This is a genomic window from Allobosea sp. 05T438 (assembly GCF_056396025.1).
In genome coordinates this window covers 40,857-55,218 of the sequence record NZ_JBFTKQ010000027.1, presented here as the reverse complement: position 1 = coordinate 55,218, position 14,362 = coordinate 40,857, and the positions used below count along the sequence as shown (strand labels likewise).

At 64.5% G+C, this 14,362-nt stretch carries 13 protein-coding genes and 1 pseudogene; 5 read left to right on the top strand and 9 right to left on the bottom strand.

Going from position 1 to position 14,362, the window contains the following annotated elements; translation table 11 throughout:
* Both AC1DIN_RS27505 and AC1DIN_RS27500 read left to right on the top strand, forming a co-directional pair.
* Nucleotides 1-927 (top strand): annotated as a pseudogene (locus AC1DIN_RS27505) (arylsulfatase); the annotation flags it as partial.
* Nucleotides 917-1,222 (top strand): ribosomal maturation YjgA family protein, encoded by a 306-nt coding sequence (locus AC1DIN_RS27500; protein ID WP_476812058.1) that lies wholly within the window; start codon nt 917-919, stop codon nt 1,220-1,222. The pseudogene AC1DIN_RS27505 and the gene AC1DIN_RS27500, both read left to right, overlap by 11 nt.
* On the opposite strand, the gene AC1DIN_RS27495 is transcribed toward AC1DIN_RS27500, so the two are convergent.
* A complete protein-coding gene (locus AC1DIN_RS27495) occupies nt 1,202-1,891 on the bottom strand; it encodes a hypothetical protein (RefSeq protein WP_476812057.1) in 690 nt (229 codons plus the stop codon). The two genes, AC1DIN_RS27500 and AC1DIN_RS27495, sit on opposite strands and share 21 nt — an antisense overlap.
* Nucleotides 1,892-2,302: 411 nt before the next feature.
* On the opposite strand from AC1DIN_RS27495, the gene AC1DIN_RS27490 reads away from it, so the two are divergent.
* From AC1DIN_RS27490 to AC1DIN_RS27480, 3 genes are read left to right on the top strand one after another with little or no spacing between them, the layout of a single operon-like run.
* Entirely contained in the window at nt 2,303-3,385 is a 1,083-nt protein-coding gene (locus tag AC1DIN_RS27490) for a PspA/IM30 family protein (protein WP_476812056.1), read from the top strand.
* Entirely contained in the window at nt 3,385-4,035 is a 651-nt protein-coding gene (locus AC1DIN_RS27485) for an OB-fold-containig protein (protein WP_476812055.1), read from the top strand. Before AC1DIN_RS27490 ends, AC1DIN_RS27485 begins: the two co-directional genes overlap by 1 nt.
* Before the next feature lie 2 nt (nt 4,036-4,037).
* Nucleotides 4,038-5,759 (top strand): flotillin family protein, encoded by a 1,722-nt coding sequence (locus AC1DIN_RS27480; RefSeq protein ID WP_476812054.1) that lies wholly within the window; start codon nt 4,038-4,040, stop codon nt 5,757-5,759.
* A gap of 475 nt (nt 5,760-6,234) precedes the next feature.
* On the opposite strand, the gene AC1DIN_RS27475 is transcribed toward AC1DIN_RS27480, so the two are convergent.
* The 8 genes from AC1DIN_RS27475 to tcuA all read right to left on the bottom strand — a co-directional run bounded on the left by AC1DIN_RS27475 (nt 6,235) and on the right by tcuA (nt 14,362).
* Complete coding sequence (locus AC1DIN_RS27475; RefSeq protein WP_476812053.1) at nt 6,235-7,242, bottom strand: c-type cytochrome; 1,008 nt, start codon at nt 7,240-7,242, stop codon at nt 6,235-6,237.
* Between the two features lie 292 nt (nt 7,243-7,534).
* On the bottom strand, nt 7,535-7,999 hold the full coding sequence (locus AC1DIN_RS27470) for an autotransporter outer membrane beta-barrel domain-containing protein (protein ID WP_476812052.1): 465 nt from the start codon (nt 7,997-7,999) through the stop codon (nt 7,535-7,537).
* Nucleotides 7,975-8,388, bottom strand: a complete 414-nt coding sequence (locus AC1DIN_RS27465) for an autotransporter outer membrane beta-barrel domain-containing protein (RefSeq protein ID WP_476812051.1) — start codon at nt 8,386-8,388, stop codon at nt 7,975-7,977. The genes AC1DIN_RS27470 and AC1DIN_RS27465 overlap by 25 nt, the downstream gene beginning before the upstream one ends.
* A 430-nt stretch (nt 8,389-8,818) precedes the next feature.
* Complete coding sequence (locus tag AC1DIN_RS27460) at nt 8,819-9,787, bottom strand: Bug family tripartite tricarboxylate transporter substrate binding protein (RefSeq protein WP_476812050.1); 969 nt, start codon at nt 9,785-9,787, stop codon at nt 8,819-8,821.
* A gap of 33 nt (nt 9,788-9,820) precedes the next feature.
* Nucleotides 9,821-10,630, bottom strand: a complete 810-nt coding sequence (locus AC1DIN_RS27455; RefSeq protein ID WP_476812049.1) for an N-acyl homoserine lactonase family protein — start codon at nt 10,628-10,630, stop codon at nt 9,821-9,823.
* A 71-nt stretch (nt 10,631-10,701) separates the two neighbouring features.
* Nucleotides 10,702-11,700: a Bug family tripartite tricarboxylate transporter substrate binding protein gene (locus AC1DIN_RS27450; protein WP_476812048.1), complete on the bottom strand. Its 999-nt coding sequence runs from the start codon at nt 11,698-11,700 to the stop codon at nt 10,702-10,704.
* Between the two features lie 68 nt (nt 11,701-11,768).
* Nucleotides 11,769-12,956 carry a tricarballylate utilization 4Fe-4S protein TcuB gene (tcuB, locus tag AC1DIN_RS27445; RefSeq protein WP_476812047.1) on the bottom strand — a complete coding sequence of 396 codons (1,188 nt, stop codon included), beginning with the start codon at nt 12,954-12,956 and terminating at the stop codon, nt 11,769-11,771.
* Nucleotides 12,953-14,362 (bottom strand): FAD-dependent tricarballylate dehydrogenase TcuA, encoded by a 1,410-nt coding sequence (gene tcuA, locus AC1DIN_RS27440; RefSeq protein ID WP_476812046.1) that lies wholly within the window; start codon nt 14,360-14,362, stop codon nt 12,953-12,955. Before tcuA ends, tcuB begins: the two co-directional genes overlap by 4 nt.

The window sequence follows — 14,362 nt, the reverse complement described above, 5'->3', positions numbered from 1 at the left end:
ATCACGCCGCCCAAGCTCGTCGATGGCGTCAGCCAGGATCAGCTCGACGGCACCAGCATGACCTATTCCTTCGCGTCCCCGACTGAGCCGGATCGCAAGAAGGAGCAGTATTTCGAGGTCATGGGCAGCCGCTCTTACTACAAGGACGGATGGATCGCCTCGGCATTCGGGCCGCGCGTGCCCTGGCAGACGGGCCTCGATCCCTCGATCATGAAATGGTCGCCGAAGAACGATGTTTGGGAGCTCTACGATCTCAAAAAGGATTTCTCGCAGGCGAGGGACGTCGCCGCCGCTCATCCCGGCAAGCTCGAGGAGCTGAAGAAGGCGTTCGAGGTGAGCGCGAAAGACAACAAGGTCGATCCGGTCGGCGGCGGGCTATGGTCCGCGATCTTCCACCCGGAGGACGCACCGTCCAACCCCGCCAAGTCGTTCAGCTTCACGCAGGAGGTCGTCGGCGTTCCCGAGTTCACCGCGCCGCGGCTCGGATCGCGCAGCAATCTCGTTGCCATCGATGCGGATTTGCAGCCCGACTCAAAGGGAGTGCTCTACGCGCTCGGCGCCATCTCGGGCGGTGTCGCCCTATGGGTCGAGAACGGGAAGCTCAACTACGAGTACAATCTGTTCGAGATCGAACGGACGCAGCTGGAGACCTCCGCCCCCCTCCCGACCGGAAAGGTCAAGATCGAGGTCGAAACACGCAAAGCCAGCGGCCTCCGTCCCGCGCCTCTGGACATCGTCATCCGCGTCGACGGCAAGGAAGTCAGCAAGGGGCGCGTCCCACGCTCGGCAGCGCTTACCTTCACTGCCAATGACGCCTTCGACGTCGGCCGTGACAGCTATTCCCCCGTCTCACTTGCATATTTCGACCGCAAGCCCTTCGCCTTCAATGGCAAGATCCGGCATCTGAAGGTCGACTATCTGGACTGAGCGCCGACCAGCCGTAAAGTATGGTGGCTCGCTGCTTTGGGGAATGATGGTCTACCTGCTGTTGGCGGCCACCGCCGTCCGGCGGCCTGCCACGCACCTTGCAATGCTGGCTGCGCTGATCGCGGTCAGCGTTGAACTGTTTCGCCTCTATCATACATCTTGGCTCGGCGCGTTCAGGTTGACGACATCCGGCGCCCTTCTGCTTGGCAGAGTGTTCTCGCTCTGGAACTTAGCGGCTTATGGGCTCGGCATTCTTCTCTGTATCTGGATCGACCTAGCAGTGAGAAGGCGTTAGCGCCGGAGTCGGCGAGTTGGAACTGCACGAACGGACAACTGTGCGACATAGCCTATGGGCGTGGCCGGGCCTTGAGCCGCTTTGCCAAGATGTCGGCTTCCGGTGCGATAGGCCACGGTCAGCTGTTGGCGCCTGCGCGCGCTGCCTTTCGTCTACATATGATAGAATTATCCAAGATGCCCAGCCCAGCAATCCGACCAGGACGCCTGCCGGCCTCTGCCGGCGCGTGCCGCTGCGGCTCGCCCACCCCAAATCGCTGACCAGTCGGAAGAAGCCGGAAAACGGCAGGCGCAGCGCAGCCCAGATATGCTCCAGCCAGGACAGGGGCGGGGCTTCGGTCAACATCCGGGCGGAAACGGCGGTCGCAAACAGGGCAATCGTCACCGAGAGCCAATTGATGTCTTCGATGACCGGCAGCATTCCGGCGGTCAGCAGGGCGACGGCGCGCCAGCGCCGCGCGGGCTCGGCGCGGACTGTGTTGAGACTGGCCGAAGCGGCGGCGAGAGCGGCGAGAAAGAGCGCGAGCGAGATCCCGAGCCTGTGCCCGTAGAACAGAGCATCCGCTAGAGTGACCAGGGCTGCCGCGGCTGTGAGCTGAATGGTCAGCCATCCGACCGGGCGCCTTACCTGCGGAAGGGCGGCGTCGCTTGTGGATGTATGGTTCGGCATGATGGTCGGTCTCGGCTGCAAGCGCCCTCGGCCGCGGCTGGCGCCTGGACCGGAAAGGCGAGGATTTCGGCATTGGCGGGCAACATCGCCGCCTCCAGCCACCAACCGTCGTTGACCAGCTTGCGTGGCAGCCGCGACGAGAAGGAGCTGGGGGTAACGATGTCCGCCATGCGCAATCCATGGACCCACCGCTTGCAGTTGCTCCGGCGGCGATCGGCGGAAGCTCAGGATTTTCGTGCAGTTTTTGCGCAGGCCTCGGATCTTCCACCGGTCGTCCCGCCCAGCCGGCGGTCTTCAGGTGCGAGAACGCCGTTTCCCGGCGGCATGATGAGCGGGAAATCGGCGCGCTATCTTGAAAGCACTAATGAAGTGCTTTATATTAGAACTATGATCGGGAAGCTGCAAACGACGATGGCTCTCATCCTGTCGCCATCATCCGAAGAGCGCGGCGCGCTCCAGGGGACGCTCGCCGCCTATCGCCAGGCCATGGCGATCCTCGACGGGACCAAGGGCGCCAATCTCGTCGCGCTTCATGAAGAGGCCTATGAGGAGATCCGCGCCAGGACCGGCTTGCCCTCGCGCATGGTGACGCTCGCCTTGCGCGATCATAGCCGGCGCGGGGTCAACACCCCGATCGATGACATTCCTCTCGATTCCAAGCTGTTCTCGGTGAAGGGGCCGGACAGTCTGAGCATCGCCACCATCGGCGGACGGGTCGTCGTCCCCTATTCGGTGGATGGCTATCGCAGCGGTTGGGACGATTTCGCCGAAGCCCGTCTTTGCTTCAGTGGAACGTCGATCAACATCCTCGTCGGCGTCCAGGCCGGCCTCCATCCCCAGAAGGAGACCAAGATGTCCAATGAAGGTATTCTGGCTCGCCTCGGGCGCGTCATCGCCGGCGTCGTCAACAATGCGGTCGATGTCGCGGAGGGCTCCAACCCCATCGCCGTCGCGCAGCAGGCGGTGCGGGAAATCGAGAAGATCGCCGACGAGGCGCGCGCGGCGCTCGGTGTCGCGATCGCGGCCGGTCACCGCCTGAAGGCCAAGGCGCAGGATCTCGATGCCGAGATCCGCGATCTCGACGACAAGATCAAGACCGGCCTTGAGAAGGGGCGCGAGGACCTGGCGCGCGCGGCGACCGGCGTGCAGATCGATCTAGAAGCGCAACGCGCCGCGCTCGCCAAGGCCATCGCCGAGAACGCCAGGGAGATCGCGGAGACCGAGGCGACCTTGCGCAGCATCGCCTCAGCCCGCGCCGATGCGACGAAGCGGCTGGAGGATGCCCGGCGCGCCGAGCGGGCGACGCCCGCTACCGCCACCCCCTCCCAGCGTAACGACCAGCGGCTCGCCGCCGCGCTGGCGGCGGTGGAAAGGGTGACAGGCGTTCCGGCCAAGCCGGTGCAGGGCTCCGCCGAAGTCGAGGAACTCGGCAAGATCCAGCGCGAGGATGCGATCGAGGCGCGTCTCAAGGCCTTCCGCGAGGGCCAGCGCTGATGGATTCCATCATCCAGCCGGGCACGGGGCCCTTCTGGGTGGCACTCATGGTCGTGGCCGGCCTCGGGCTGGTCGAGCTGATCTCGGTCCTGCTCGGAGCCTCGGCTTCCGGGCTGCTCGATGACGGCCTCGGCCATCACGGACCGGCCGACCACGAGGCCGGCCTGCTCGGTGGCTGGATGTCCTGGCTCAATGCCGGCGGCGTCCCGGTCCTGGTCCTGGCGGTGCTCCTGCTCTCGGCCTTCGCGGCTTTCGGCTTCGCCATCCAGGGACTGGCCGCGAGCCTGGTGCGGCCGTTGCCTCTCATCGCCGCCGGGCCGTTGTCGCTGCTGCTGGCCGTCCCCGTGACGCGCTGGCTGAGCCGCGGCATCGCCCGGATCATCCCGCGCGACGAGACGGCCGCCCTCAGCCAGGCCGAGTTCATAGGCCTCGTCGGGACCGTCACCATCGGACCGCTCGACCAGGGACATCCCGGCTCGGTGAGGGTCAAGGACAGGCACGACAACATTCACATCCTGCGCGCGCAGGCGGCCCCGGGCCATCTCATCGAGACCGGCGGCTTCGTCGTGATCGTGGACGGCTCGGACGGTCTCTTCCAGGCCATCCCCGCGCCGCAGGAATTCGGCAACGCTGATATCGACAGGGGCTGATAATGGACTTCATCTCTTTGGGCATCATCGCCGGCGTCATCGTCACGGCGATCGTCGTCATCGGCATCATCATGACGTCGCTCTATACGAGGGCGACGCGGGACAAGGCCTATGTCCGTACCGGGCTCGGCGGCAAGAAGGTGGTGCTCGACGGCGGCTCGGTCATCCTGCCGATCTTCCATTCCTATTCATGGGTCTCGCTCAGCACGTTGCGGCTCGAGGTCAAGCGCGCCGAAAACGAGTCGCTCATCACCAAGGACCGCATGCGCGCGGACATCACCGCCGAATTCTACGTTCGGGTGAAGCCGGATGCCGACAACATCGCGCTTGCCGCGCAGACGCTGGGCGATCGCACCAATGATGTCGACGCGCTCAAGACCCTGGTCGAGGCCAAATTCGTCGACGGCCTGCGCTCCGTCGCTGCGACGATGTCGCTGCGCGACCTGCAGGAGCAGCGCGCCGAGTTCGTGAAATCGGTTCAGGCCGCCGTGGCGCACGATCTCCAGTCCAACGGGCTCGAACTGGAATCGGTCTCGCTGACCCGGCTCGACCAGACCGACATCAAGCATTTCAACCCCAACAACAGTTTCGACGCCGAAGGCCTGACCGCGCTCACCAAGATCACCGAGGAGCGCAAGCGCGAACGCAACCAGATCGTTCGCGACAACGAGGTCGAGATCGCGACCAAGGACCGCGAGGCCTCGCTGCGGCGCCTGACCATCGAACGCGAGCAGCGCGACGCCGAACTGAGTCAGGAGCGCGACATCGCCAACAAGACCGCCGAAACGCGCGCCGAAGCCGCCAAGGCGGAGCAACTCGCGCGCCTCTCGGAGGAGACAGCGCGCCTCGACACGGAACGCGGCATCGCCGAACGCGACGCCGAGGCACGTCAGGCACGGGAATCCGCTCGCATCGCCGCCGAACGCGGCATCGCGGAGCGCGAGGCCGAAGCGCGCAAGATCACCGAGACGGCCCGTATCGAGGCCGCCATCGCCGTCGCCCAGAAGACCGAGGAGGAGCAGGCCGCCCGGGCCAAGGCCGACGAGGCCAAGGCCGGCGCCATCACGGCCGAGGAACAGGTGACGACCGCCCGCGAGGTCGAGATCGCCGAGCGCGCCAAGCGCATCGCAGTGATCGCCGCCCGCAAGGAAGCCGAACAGGAGGCCACCGCGATCACGGTCAAGGCCGAAGCGGAGCGCGAAGCCGCCGAAAACCTCGCAGCCGCGATGAAAATACAGGCGGAGGCGCAAGCCGAAGCCGCCAAGATTCGGGCGACCGGTGTGATCGAACTCGGCGAAGCCGAGGCTCGGGCGGAGCGAGCCAAGAACGAGGCCCGCAACGCCCTTGCCGCGAACATCATCGAGTTCGAACTGGCCAGGGCGCGCGTCGAGATCGTGCCCGAGGCGCTCGCGCAGGCGATGAAGCCGATCGAGAAGATCTCCGACATCCGGATATTCAGCACCGGCGGACTCATGGGCTCCTTCGGTGGCGGATCGGGCGAGCAGAGCGGCAACCCGGTCGGCGACCTGTCGAGCCAGTTGCTGAGCTTCACGGCACAGAAGCCGATCCTGGACGAGATCCTGGCCCAGGCCGGCTTCAAGGGGGCGGACCCGACCCAGGCTCTCCTCGCCGCCTCGCTCGGTGGTACTGTCGGGGGGAGCAGCAAGCCATCTCCCCGACAGGTTACGAAGCCAGCCGAAGCGGGAGACCGTGAGCCCGCTTGACCCCATCGATCGGGTGCAGCCTGTTGAATGGCTTAAGCGAGCGGGCAGACGTCATGGAATACCTGCGCCAGAAGATACTGGCGCAGGCGGCTCGATGGGGACCGCTCGCTGCCTGATAGGCGTGTGCTCGACTGGTTGGATGAGCAGTCTGGGGCGAGAGCGTTGCCCTCTCGCCGTCTTCCCGCGGTAGTTCCGAAGAGTTCGGCTCATTACCCGCGCCTTGAGGGAATATCAGCTTACGCCTTGAACCGGACATTCCTTCCGCTTCCCTTCGAATGATGCGCATTAGCGCCAGACTCGAGGGACTCTATCCTAGCCGCGCGCGCCTCAGCGCCGAGGTACGTTCGCCCTCGCTGTGTTCTCCTCTCTGACAGAATGGCCAACTATCGATCGACCATTCTCACAGGAGCGCCTCCCTTGCCGCTACAAGGGCTCGGTCGATTGGATGATTTATGGGAACTCTGCCTGTCCGCTCCTATCGCAGCGAGGTCGGTGCGGAGTTCTGCTTCAGCTTGGCGATCGCGTCGCGTATTGGCCCGAATGGCCCGTAGCGATGCTGATCCGCGCTGAAGCCATCGGCATACGGGCCGTAGGGAGCGTCGACCGGCTTCAGGAGCATGTCAGGAAAGTCCTTCTCCAACCCCGGTTTGATCGGCCGAGGATGCGAGAGCATGTAGGCGGCGACATCCCACGCTTCCTCGACGGAAAGCTGCGGATCGGTGAAGTCGGTGCCGTGAGGCATGTTGAAGTGGATGAAGTTCGCCGCCACGCTCAACCGAGCCATCCCGGCTCCATTGTTGAAGCTGTCGTTGCCCCAAAGAGGTGGGATCATATAGCCGAAGTCACTGGTCGGCAGGTTTCGTCGCACGCCCAAGCCGTCCGGGCCATGGCAGGCTGCGCAAACCTTCTGGAACACGCCTTGCCCCCGCGCCGGATCGGCTGCGCGGGACAATTCGGGCATAGAACCGGCTCCGAGCCCCGACAGCGTCTCGCCCTTTGAAACATTGCTGGAGAGGAAGTCGATATAGGCAACCAAGGCCAGCATTTCGGGCGCGTCGTCGGGCATCGCGCGTCCGTTCATGCTGCGTGTCATGCAGGAGTTCAGGCGATCCTCGACGGTAATCTGCCCGCCCGTCCGGCTGCTGTATTGCGGAAATAGGTGAGCCAGCCCGAACAGCGGCAAGCCGAATTTCCGGGTCCCTGCTGAGAGGTGACAATTGCTGCACGACAGGTTGTTCCCGGCGTAGCGTTGGCCCGGGCTCTCCACGTTCGGCCCGATCAGCGAGGGGGTCGCGACGATGAGATCGCGGCCCTTCTTGACGAGCTGATCCGCCGCGCTGTTGGAAAGCGCCGCCACGTCCGGAACGGTCCACTCGGTTATCTTCTGATGAGACTGAGCAAATGCGCCGGCCGTGCCGATGATCGCGGCCGCGGCAATCAGCGGGACGCCGACAATGTTGAGGGTTGCTCTGACGAGGTCCATCATAATCTCCCTGTGACCACCCGAGCCCTGACTTCGGCGCCGAGGCATCGCGAAGCGGATCGTACATGATCGATCCAATGAGATGTATTGCCGGCTGGGTTCGCCACGGGCGCGATGCAGAAGGTGCCAGCGCGGAATGCGATCCGCCGACCCACGGAGTCTGAATAGGGTGGTTTGCGCCAATTGCAGCCATTGGGCGGTCGCCTGAGAGCGGACATTCATAAGCGCGAACGCGGTGGCCTGCCGTACCCGAACCTCATGCCCGCAGGTCGCTGCTGGCTTGTGATCGCCTTCAGAACCTGACGTCTAGCCGTCCCTTGAAGGCCTGGTCGCGGATTCGCTCACCGATGGCGGCCGAGTAGGAGATCCCGAAAGTGGTCGAGGCGTTGGCGCGCCAGTCGAGCCCGGCTTCGGCGACCAGCGCATTGCGATCGATGGCCGCGGCGTAGACCCCGGCCGACACCGTGCCGGCGCCGAAGGCCGTCACGGTATTCGGCGTCAGATCGCCGAAGCCATAGCGCCAGCCGAGCAGACTCGGGGCGAAGAGCGGCATCGTGCCGAGTTGCGCCTCAGCGCGCAGGACCAATGTCGTGAATCCGTGATTCTGGTCGCCGGGGAAGACGCATCGCGCCGCAGCGCCGCCCTGCTCGACGTCGGAGCCGCTCGAGACCCGCAGCAAGGCGAGTTGGGCGAAGGGTTCGATGGCGAAGCGCTCATAGGTGAACGGATAGCCTAGCTCGGCGAAGGCCTGCGCCACCCGGCTGCCGCGGTCCGAGCGCAGCGTGTCGCCGAATCCACGGATCTGGACCTGGGGGGCAGGCTGGTATCGCCGAACGAATAGCCCAGCCCGCCGTCGAGCCGCCAGGTACCGAAGTGCGCACCGGCATAGAGCGCGGCGTGGCCGCTCTCGAGCCGGCCGGAAGGGAGCTTGGCGTCGACATCGAAGTTCGGCCGGGTATAGCCGCCGGCAACGCCGACCTTGAGCAAGCTCGCGCCGGTATCGTAGAGCTTGACGTTAGCGCCGAGGATGGCGCCGCCGGTGCGGTGCGACAGCCCCGCCGCATTGCCGTCCCCATCGGTGTTCGCCTGCGCTTCCACCGCCTCGCCCCAGATGGCGAAGCGCTCCTCGAAGCGCGGCGCCGGCATCAGGATATCGATAAACTCCTACGGGATCGGCAAAACTTCGTGAAGGCTCCCGATACAGATAAGCGTGTCTCGCGGGCCAACCCCGATCACGAGATAATCCGGCCGGTTGTTCCCGGGCAGCGTTCCTGCCGAGCGGTCAAGCGGAGAGCTCGGGGCTTTGGCTGTTTGCCTGGTTTTCGGGGTGGATCTTTGTGAGCAGGTGGCGCTTGAGCAGCTGACGACGTAAAGCCCGCCTTTTGAGGGGCGGGCTTTTGATTTGGTTGCGGGGGCTCGCAACCACCGATGCCGACATTCGCTGGAACTGGCTATCTGACGCCAAAAAGCCCCTTCTCCATAAGCGAATTCCAATCCTCTTGGGCGCGGTCGCAACGCCTGCTACAATCGGGCGAACCCCGCCAGACACCGATTCAGGGCGCGCTGTACAGGGGCCTCAGTCGACTTTCGCGCCGGACTCCTTGACGACCTGCGCCCATTTGACAAGATCGTCTCGCAAGATCTGGCTCAAGGACAGCGGGTCGCTCGTCTCGATATGAGCTCCCTGCGCAGCCAGCTTATCGACAAAGGTCGGATCGTTGGCGGCGTCTTTGATGGCCGCCGACAACTTGGAGATAATCGGCTCCGGAGTGCGTTTGGGCGCGAACAGGGCGACCCATAGGTCACCCGCAAAGCCCGGCACCGTTTCGCCCACTGTCGGTACATCAGGAAGTGTCTTGTCTCGTTGCGCGGAGCTGACACCGAGGGGTTTCAAGGCACCAGACTGCAGATGCGCCAGCACCGAAGGGATGCTGGCGAAGCCGAGCTTGACGTGACCGCCGAGCATGTCGTTCAGCATCGGTCCCACCCCGCGGAATGGTACGTGGACAAGTTTGAGATCGGATTTCGAGCGAAGCATTTCCCCGAGAAGATGGTTCATCGTCCCGTTGCCGGCCGAGCCGTACTGAATTTCGCCTTGGCGCTTTCCGAGCTCAACGAGCTCCGCCATCGTCGAGACGTTCAACGAGGGATGGGCCACGAGCACGAAGCCGGTCCGCGCCAGCATTGAGATCGGCTCGAAATCGGCGATCGGATCGAAGTTTGGCTTCGCGTAGAGTCCCGGCCCGATTGCCTGCGAGGCGGAGATCGTGAGCAGAAGGGTGTAGCCATCGGGGTTCGCGCGCGCGGCTGCCGCGGTTCCGATCGTTCCTCCCGCACCTGCGCGGTTCTCGACGATGAACCGCGACGACCCCAGTTTTGTGCCGAACTGCTCTGCGAGGAATCGGGCGACGATATCATTCGTTCCGCCGGCGGGTTGCGGCACGATCAGGGTCACCGGGCGACTGGGATAAGCCTCCTGCGCCACGGCCATCATGGGCAGCAGCATCGTGGCGACAAGTGCGAGAAAGCCTCGAATAGGACGCATGGACGTTTCCACTTCAGCGGTTTCTGGTTTTTTTCAGCTATCGACTGTCCGATCGAGGCGCACGGCGATACCGGAGAGCTCCGGCATGGCGGGCTCATGACGCCTCAAGACATCAGGATCGTGCCCCGCAATGATGTGCTCGTCGCTCTCGGCCAGTTCCCTGATCCGACGATGAGCCGCCAGCATCTCCACATTGCTCGAGGACAGCGCATAGGGGACTCCGCGAGTGAGCTCTTCCTTGTAGTGAAGCGCGTCCGAGGCCAAGACCAGCCATCCTTGCCGGGTGCGCACGCGCACGACCTCTTGCCCCGCGCAGTGTCCTCCGACCCAGTGGACGGATAGTCCGTCGGCAATCTCGACATCGCGTCCGTGAAGACGCAGGCGGCCGTCATGGAGGTAACCCACGAATGCCTGGATCTCGTCGGCATGGTAGGCATGGCGCAGCCAACCATGCTCCATCAAGGGCCCGGTCGTGTAAGCCATTTCCTCGGCCTGGAGATGGAAGGTGGCGTTGGCAAAGGCGTCCGAGTTGCCGGCATGGTCATAGTGCAGATGCGTCATGACGACGGTCTTGACCGTTGCGGGGTCGATCCCGAGCTTCCGCAACGCCTCTATCGGCTCGATGAGCAGGCTATGTCCCTGACGCTCCGCCTTCTCGGGCGCCATGCCAGTGTCGATGACGATCACATCGTCATCGCTGATGGCTACCCAGAAGAAAAAGTCGATCCCAAGCGCCGCGTTCGGATCCGGATCCCGGACGAATGCACCATTTCGCGTGCGTCCGGCATTGGTCGCATAGCGAATGGCTATGACGTTGTAGATCATTCCCTTCTCGTCCTGCATCTGGCACCTCCGGGTAAAGCTCGTCGGCGATCGGGGAGCTCAGCCCCGTCGCCCTCGCGGGTTCGCAGACCCTAGTTGTCCAGTTCTATGCCGAGCTTGCCGATGATCGGCTGCCACTTCGCAGCGTCCTGCGCGATGAAAGACTTGAAAGGCTGCGTGGAGTCCGCACGGACGTTAGCGCCCTCACTTACAAAAGACGTGACGGTCGCGGGTACCGTCATCGAGGCGATCGCAGCCGACCTGAGCTTCGCGAGAATATCCTCCGGCGTCCTGGAGGGCGCGAACAGCCCCAGCCAGACCGAGAACTCCGCATCCGGATAGCCCGCCTCGCCGATGGCGGGCACGTTCGGCAAAGCCTTGGACCGCTCGGGCGCTGTCACGGCCAGCCCGACCAGGGATCCCTGCTGAACATGCGACCCGAATACGCCGACATTGCCGAAGATCAGATCGATACGTGCGGACAGGAGATCGGGCAGCGTGTCGGCGACCGACTTGTAGGGAACATGGGTCAGCTCGATGCCGGCACGCATCTTCAACAGCTCGGCGGCAAGATGGGCGGAGGATCCGACGCCGCCCGAGCCGTAAGTCAGAGGCTTGCCCGCTGCTGCCCGCTCCTTTGCGAGGCTGACGAACTCGCTCAGCGTCTTCACTTTGAGGGAGGCGGGCGCGACGACGAGGTTCGGGAATTCGACCAGATTCACAACCGGGTCGAAATCCTCGCCCGGCTTGTAGCGCAGGTTCTTGTAGATGAACTTGTTCATCATCAGCGTGCCCTGCGTGCCGATCAGCAGCGTGTGGCCGTCCGGGGCGGCCTTTTGAGCCCGTAGCGTGCCGATGATGCCGCCAGCGCCGACGACGTTCTCGACGATGACGGTGGCAGACAGTGACTTCGCCATGCCTTCGGCAAGCCGGCGAGCGAGCGTGTCGGCCGGAGAGCCGGCCGAGTAAGGCGCGATCACCGTGATCGTCTTCGACGGGAACGACTGGGCGAAGGCCGGCCCGGACAGGGAGACGAGTCCCAATGCTGCGATCGACGTGACGAGAGCCGAGAGCCAGTTCTTCGAAAACACCCGTTCCTCCCCTGCCTTGTTGGTTTGACTTTGTACCGCCTCAAGGCCGGCTTGATTCAAGCTCGCGCTCAGCGCTTCGCGGCGGCGGCGAGTTCCCGATGCCTCTCCTTGGCGGCTCTGACGAGCGCAAGGAAGCGATAGATGCCATGGACAAACTTGCCGTAGGGCATGGTGACGAACAGCGCGAACACCACGCCGAGGTGCAGGGCGAGCAGCAGGCCCATCGCCGGTGTCGCGCGCAGCACGAGAAGGGCGAGGCCGGTGACGCTGGTCAGCAGCAGCATCAGCAGGAAGGCGACATCCATGGAGAACGGCGTGCCTTCGCGCAGCTTGGGGTCGCGTCGCCATTTCTCGGCGAGCAGCCCGATCGGGCCGACGATCAGGCCGATGCCGCCGGCCGTCCCGAGAAGGACGGGCAGATCGTACCAGGGATAAGGCGCCTGCATGCCCATCAGGTAGTGGTAGAGCGTCGCCGTCGATGTCGAGGCGAAGCAGAGCATGAAGCCGTAGAAGGTCAGGTGGTGATAGAGCCGACGCCGATCGCTTGGCTGCTCGCCATCATTCATGCAACCGGCCTTGCCCCCATCGAGATAGCGCAGGCTGCCGGCGTCCTTGAACGCCTGCCAGAGCGATCCGGGGTCGCGCAAAGTGGCGTCAGGCTCGCCGATATCGCGCCAGAAGGCCCGCACGCCCATGCCCATCGCCACGACGCAATAGAGGGTTGCGAGGCCGAAGATCGCGACCATCGTGTTGTGCGGCATCAGCTTGTAGAAGGAACCCGGCCCGGTATGGACGCCGAAGAGCACGGCGGGGTCGGTCCAGGCGATGAAGCCGGCGATGAAGCCGGTGACTGCGATCGCGAGCGCGATGGCGATGAACAGCCCATTGCGCTCGAAGACGCCGGCGAAGGCGCGGGGCCAGACGTAATGCGCGTAGGACTCGGTCCGGACCTGTGCCAGGGTCGCCGGCACATGAACCGCATATTGATGCGGCGGCGAGAACTGGCAGTCGTAATAGCAGGCGCCGCAGTTGTGGCAGAGATTGGCGAGGTAGTTGAGATCGCCGTCCGAGAAGGAGCGCCGCATCTCCATCGCCGGGAACACCGCGCAGAGCCCCTCGCAATAGCGGCAGGAATTGCAGACGGTCATGAGGCGATCCGCCTCGGCCAGCGCGGCACTGGCATGGTGAGTGGTCGAGCCGGCGGTTCCGGCCGGGCCGGACCCCACCGTGTCTCTCAGGAACGCGAAATCTGTCATGACAAGGCACTCCTCGCCGCTTCCCGTCCCGCGATGCGACCGAAGACGCCGCCGATGGTCATGCCGATGCCCGCGGCATAGCCTTCGCCGAGCACGTTGCCGGCCATGATCTCGCCGGCGGCGAACATGTTTGGTGCACCGCGGCCGTCGGCCATCTGCATCCTGGCCTCCTGGTTCACGCGCACGCCGAGATAGGTGAATGTGATGCCGGGACGCACCGGATAGGCGTAAAACGGCGCCTGCTCGATGCGGCGCGCCCAGTGCGTCTTGGGCGGGGTGAGCCCTTCCGTGCGACAATCGTCCAGGATCTTGTCGTCGAAGGTTCCCGGGCGGACGGCGGCATTGAAAGCCGCCAGCGTCTCGACCAGTGCGATGGGATCGAGTTCGAGTTTCTCTGCCAGCTCCGGAATGCTCGGCGCGCTGATCGGGGGATACAGCGACGGCATGAACAGTTCGAGGGAGGGCGCGTCGAAGATGATGTAGGCGATCTGGTCGCGTTGAGCGGCGACGAGGCGGCCCCAGATCGCATAACGCTTCGGCCAGATGTCCTCGCCCTCGTCGTAGAAGCGCTCGGCGTCGCGATTGACCACGATACCGAAGACGACGCAGTCGAGGCGGGTGATGATGCCGCCATCGTATTTCGGCGCGCGAGCATCGATCGCGACGGCGTGGCACTGCGTCGGATCGCCGACCTCCTGCACGCCGTTGTCGAGCAGCAGGCGCAGGATCGTGCCTTTGTTGTTGCGGGTGCCGCGGATCAGGAAATTATCCGCCGCCTCGCCCCAGTAGCGTTTGAGCCACTCGATATTGGACTCGAAGCCCCCGGCAGCTGCCACCAGCGCCTTGGCCCGCAGCGTCTCGCCGCCGACCGATAGCGAGCGGAAGACGCCATCTACGATCTCCAGCGCGGTCACCTCGGCCTCATAGCGGATCTCGACGCCGAGATTCTCCGCCGTGCGGTAGAGCGCGTTGAGCATGGCTCGGCCGCCGCCGAGGAAAAAGGAGTTGGTTCGGCCAAGAGACAGGGTACCGCCCAGCGAAGGCTGCCAGCGCACGCCCTGTTCCTCGATCCAGCCGAGCATCGACTTCGATTCCCGGATCATGAAGCGCGCCAGCGGCTCGTCCGTCTTGCCCTTCGTGACGCGCAAGAGATCGTCGAAGAACTCCTCCTCGCTGTAGGGACCTGACAGGCTCTCGGTCGCGGCGTCGTGAGCGCAGCGCATGTTGCGTGTATGGCGGGTGTTGCCGCCGCGCCAGAACCAGTCCGACGCCTCCAGGACAAGTACGCGCGCTCCCTCGCGGCGTGCGGAGATCGCCGCACAAAGGGCAGCGTTGCCGCCGCCGATGACGATGACGTCGTAGGTGTCGGAGCCGGTGTCCGATCGCCTCGCTGGTGCCGCCGTCAT

What these genes read in the sequence shown, in the direction of transcription:
- AC1DIN_RS27460 (WP_476812050.1), bottom strand. Translation starts at nt 9,787, where the DNA reads ATGCGTCCTATTCGAGGCTTTCTCGCACTTGTCGCCACGATGCTGCTG.
- AC1DIN_RS27455 (WP_476812049.1), bottom strand. Translation starts at nt 10,630, where the DNA reads ATGCAGGACGAGAAGGGAATGATCTACAACGTCATAGCCATTCGCTAT.
- AC1DIN_RS27475 (WP_476812053.1), bottom strand. Translation starts at nt 7,242, where the DNA reads ATGGACCTCGTCAGAGCAACCCTCAACATTGTCGGCGTCCCGCTGATT.
- AC1DIN_RS27485 (WP_476812055.1), top strand. Translation starts at nt 3,385, where the DNA reads ATGGATTCCATCATCCAGCCGGGCACGGGGCCCTTCTGGGTGGCACTC.
- AC1DIN_RS27465 (WP_476812051.1), bottom strand. Translation starts at nt 8,388, where the DNA reads ATGCCGGCGCCGCGCTTCGAGGAGCGCTTCGCCATCTGGGGCGAGGCG.
- AC1DIN_RS27480 (WP_476812054.1), top strand. Translation starts at nt 4,038, where the DNA reads ATGGACTTCATCTCTTTGGGCATCATCGCCGGCGTCATCGTCACGGCG.
- AC1DIN_RS27490 (WP_476812056.1), top strand. Translation starts at nt 2,303, where the DNA reads ATGGCTCTCATCCTGTCGCCATCATCCGAAGAGCGCGGCGCGCTCCAG.
- AC1DIN_RS27495 (WP_476812057.1), bottom strand. Translation starts at nt 1,891, where the DNA reads ATGCCGAACCATACATCCACAAGCGACGCCGCCCTTCCGCAGGTAAGG.
- tcuA (WP_476812046.1), bottom strand. Translation starts at nt 14,362, where the DNA reads ATGACGGCGGCACCAGCGAGGCGATCGGACACCGGCTCCGACACCTAC.
- tcuB (WP_476812047.1), bottom strand. Translation starts at nt 12,956, where the DNA reads ATGACAGATTTCGCGTTCCTGAGAGACACGGTGGGGTCCGGCCCGGCC.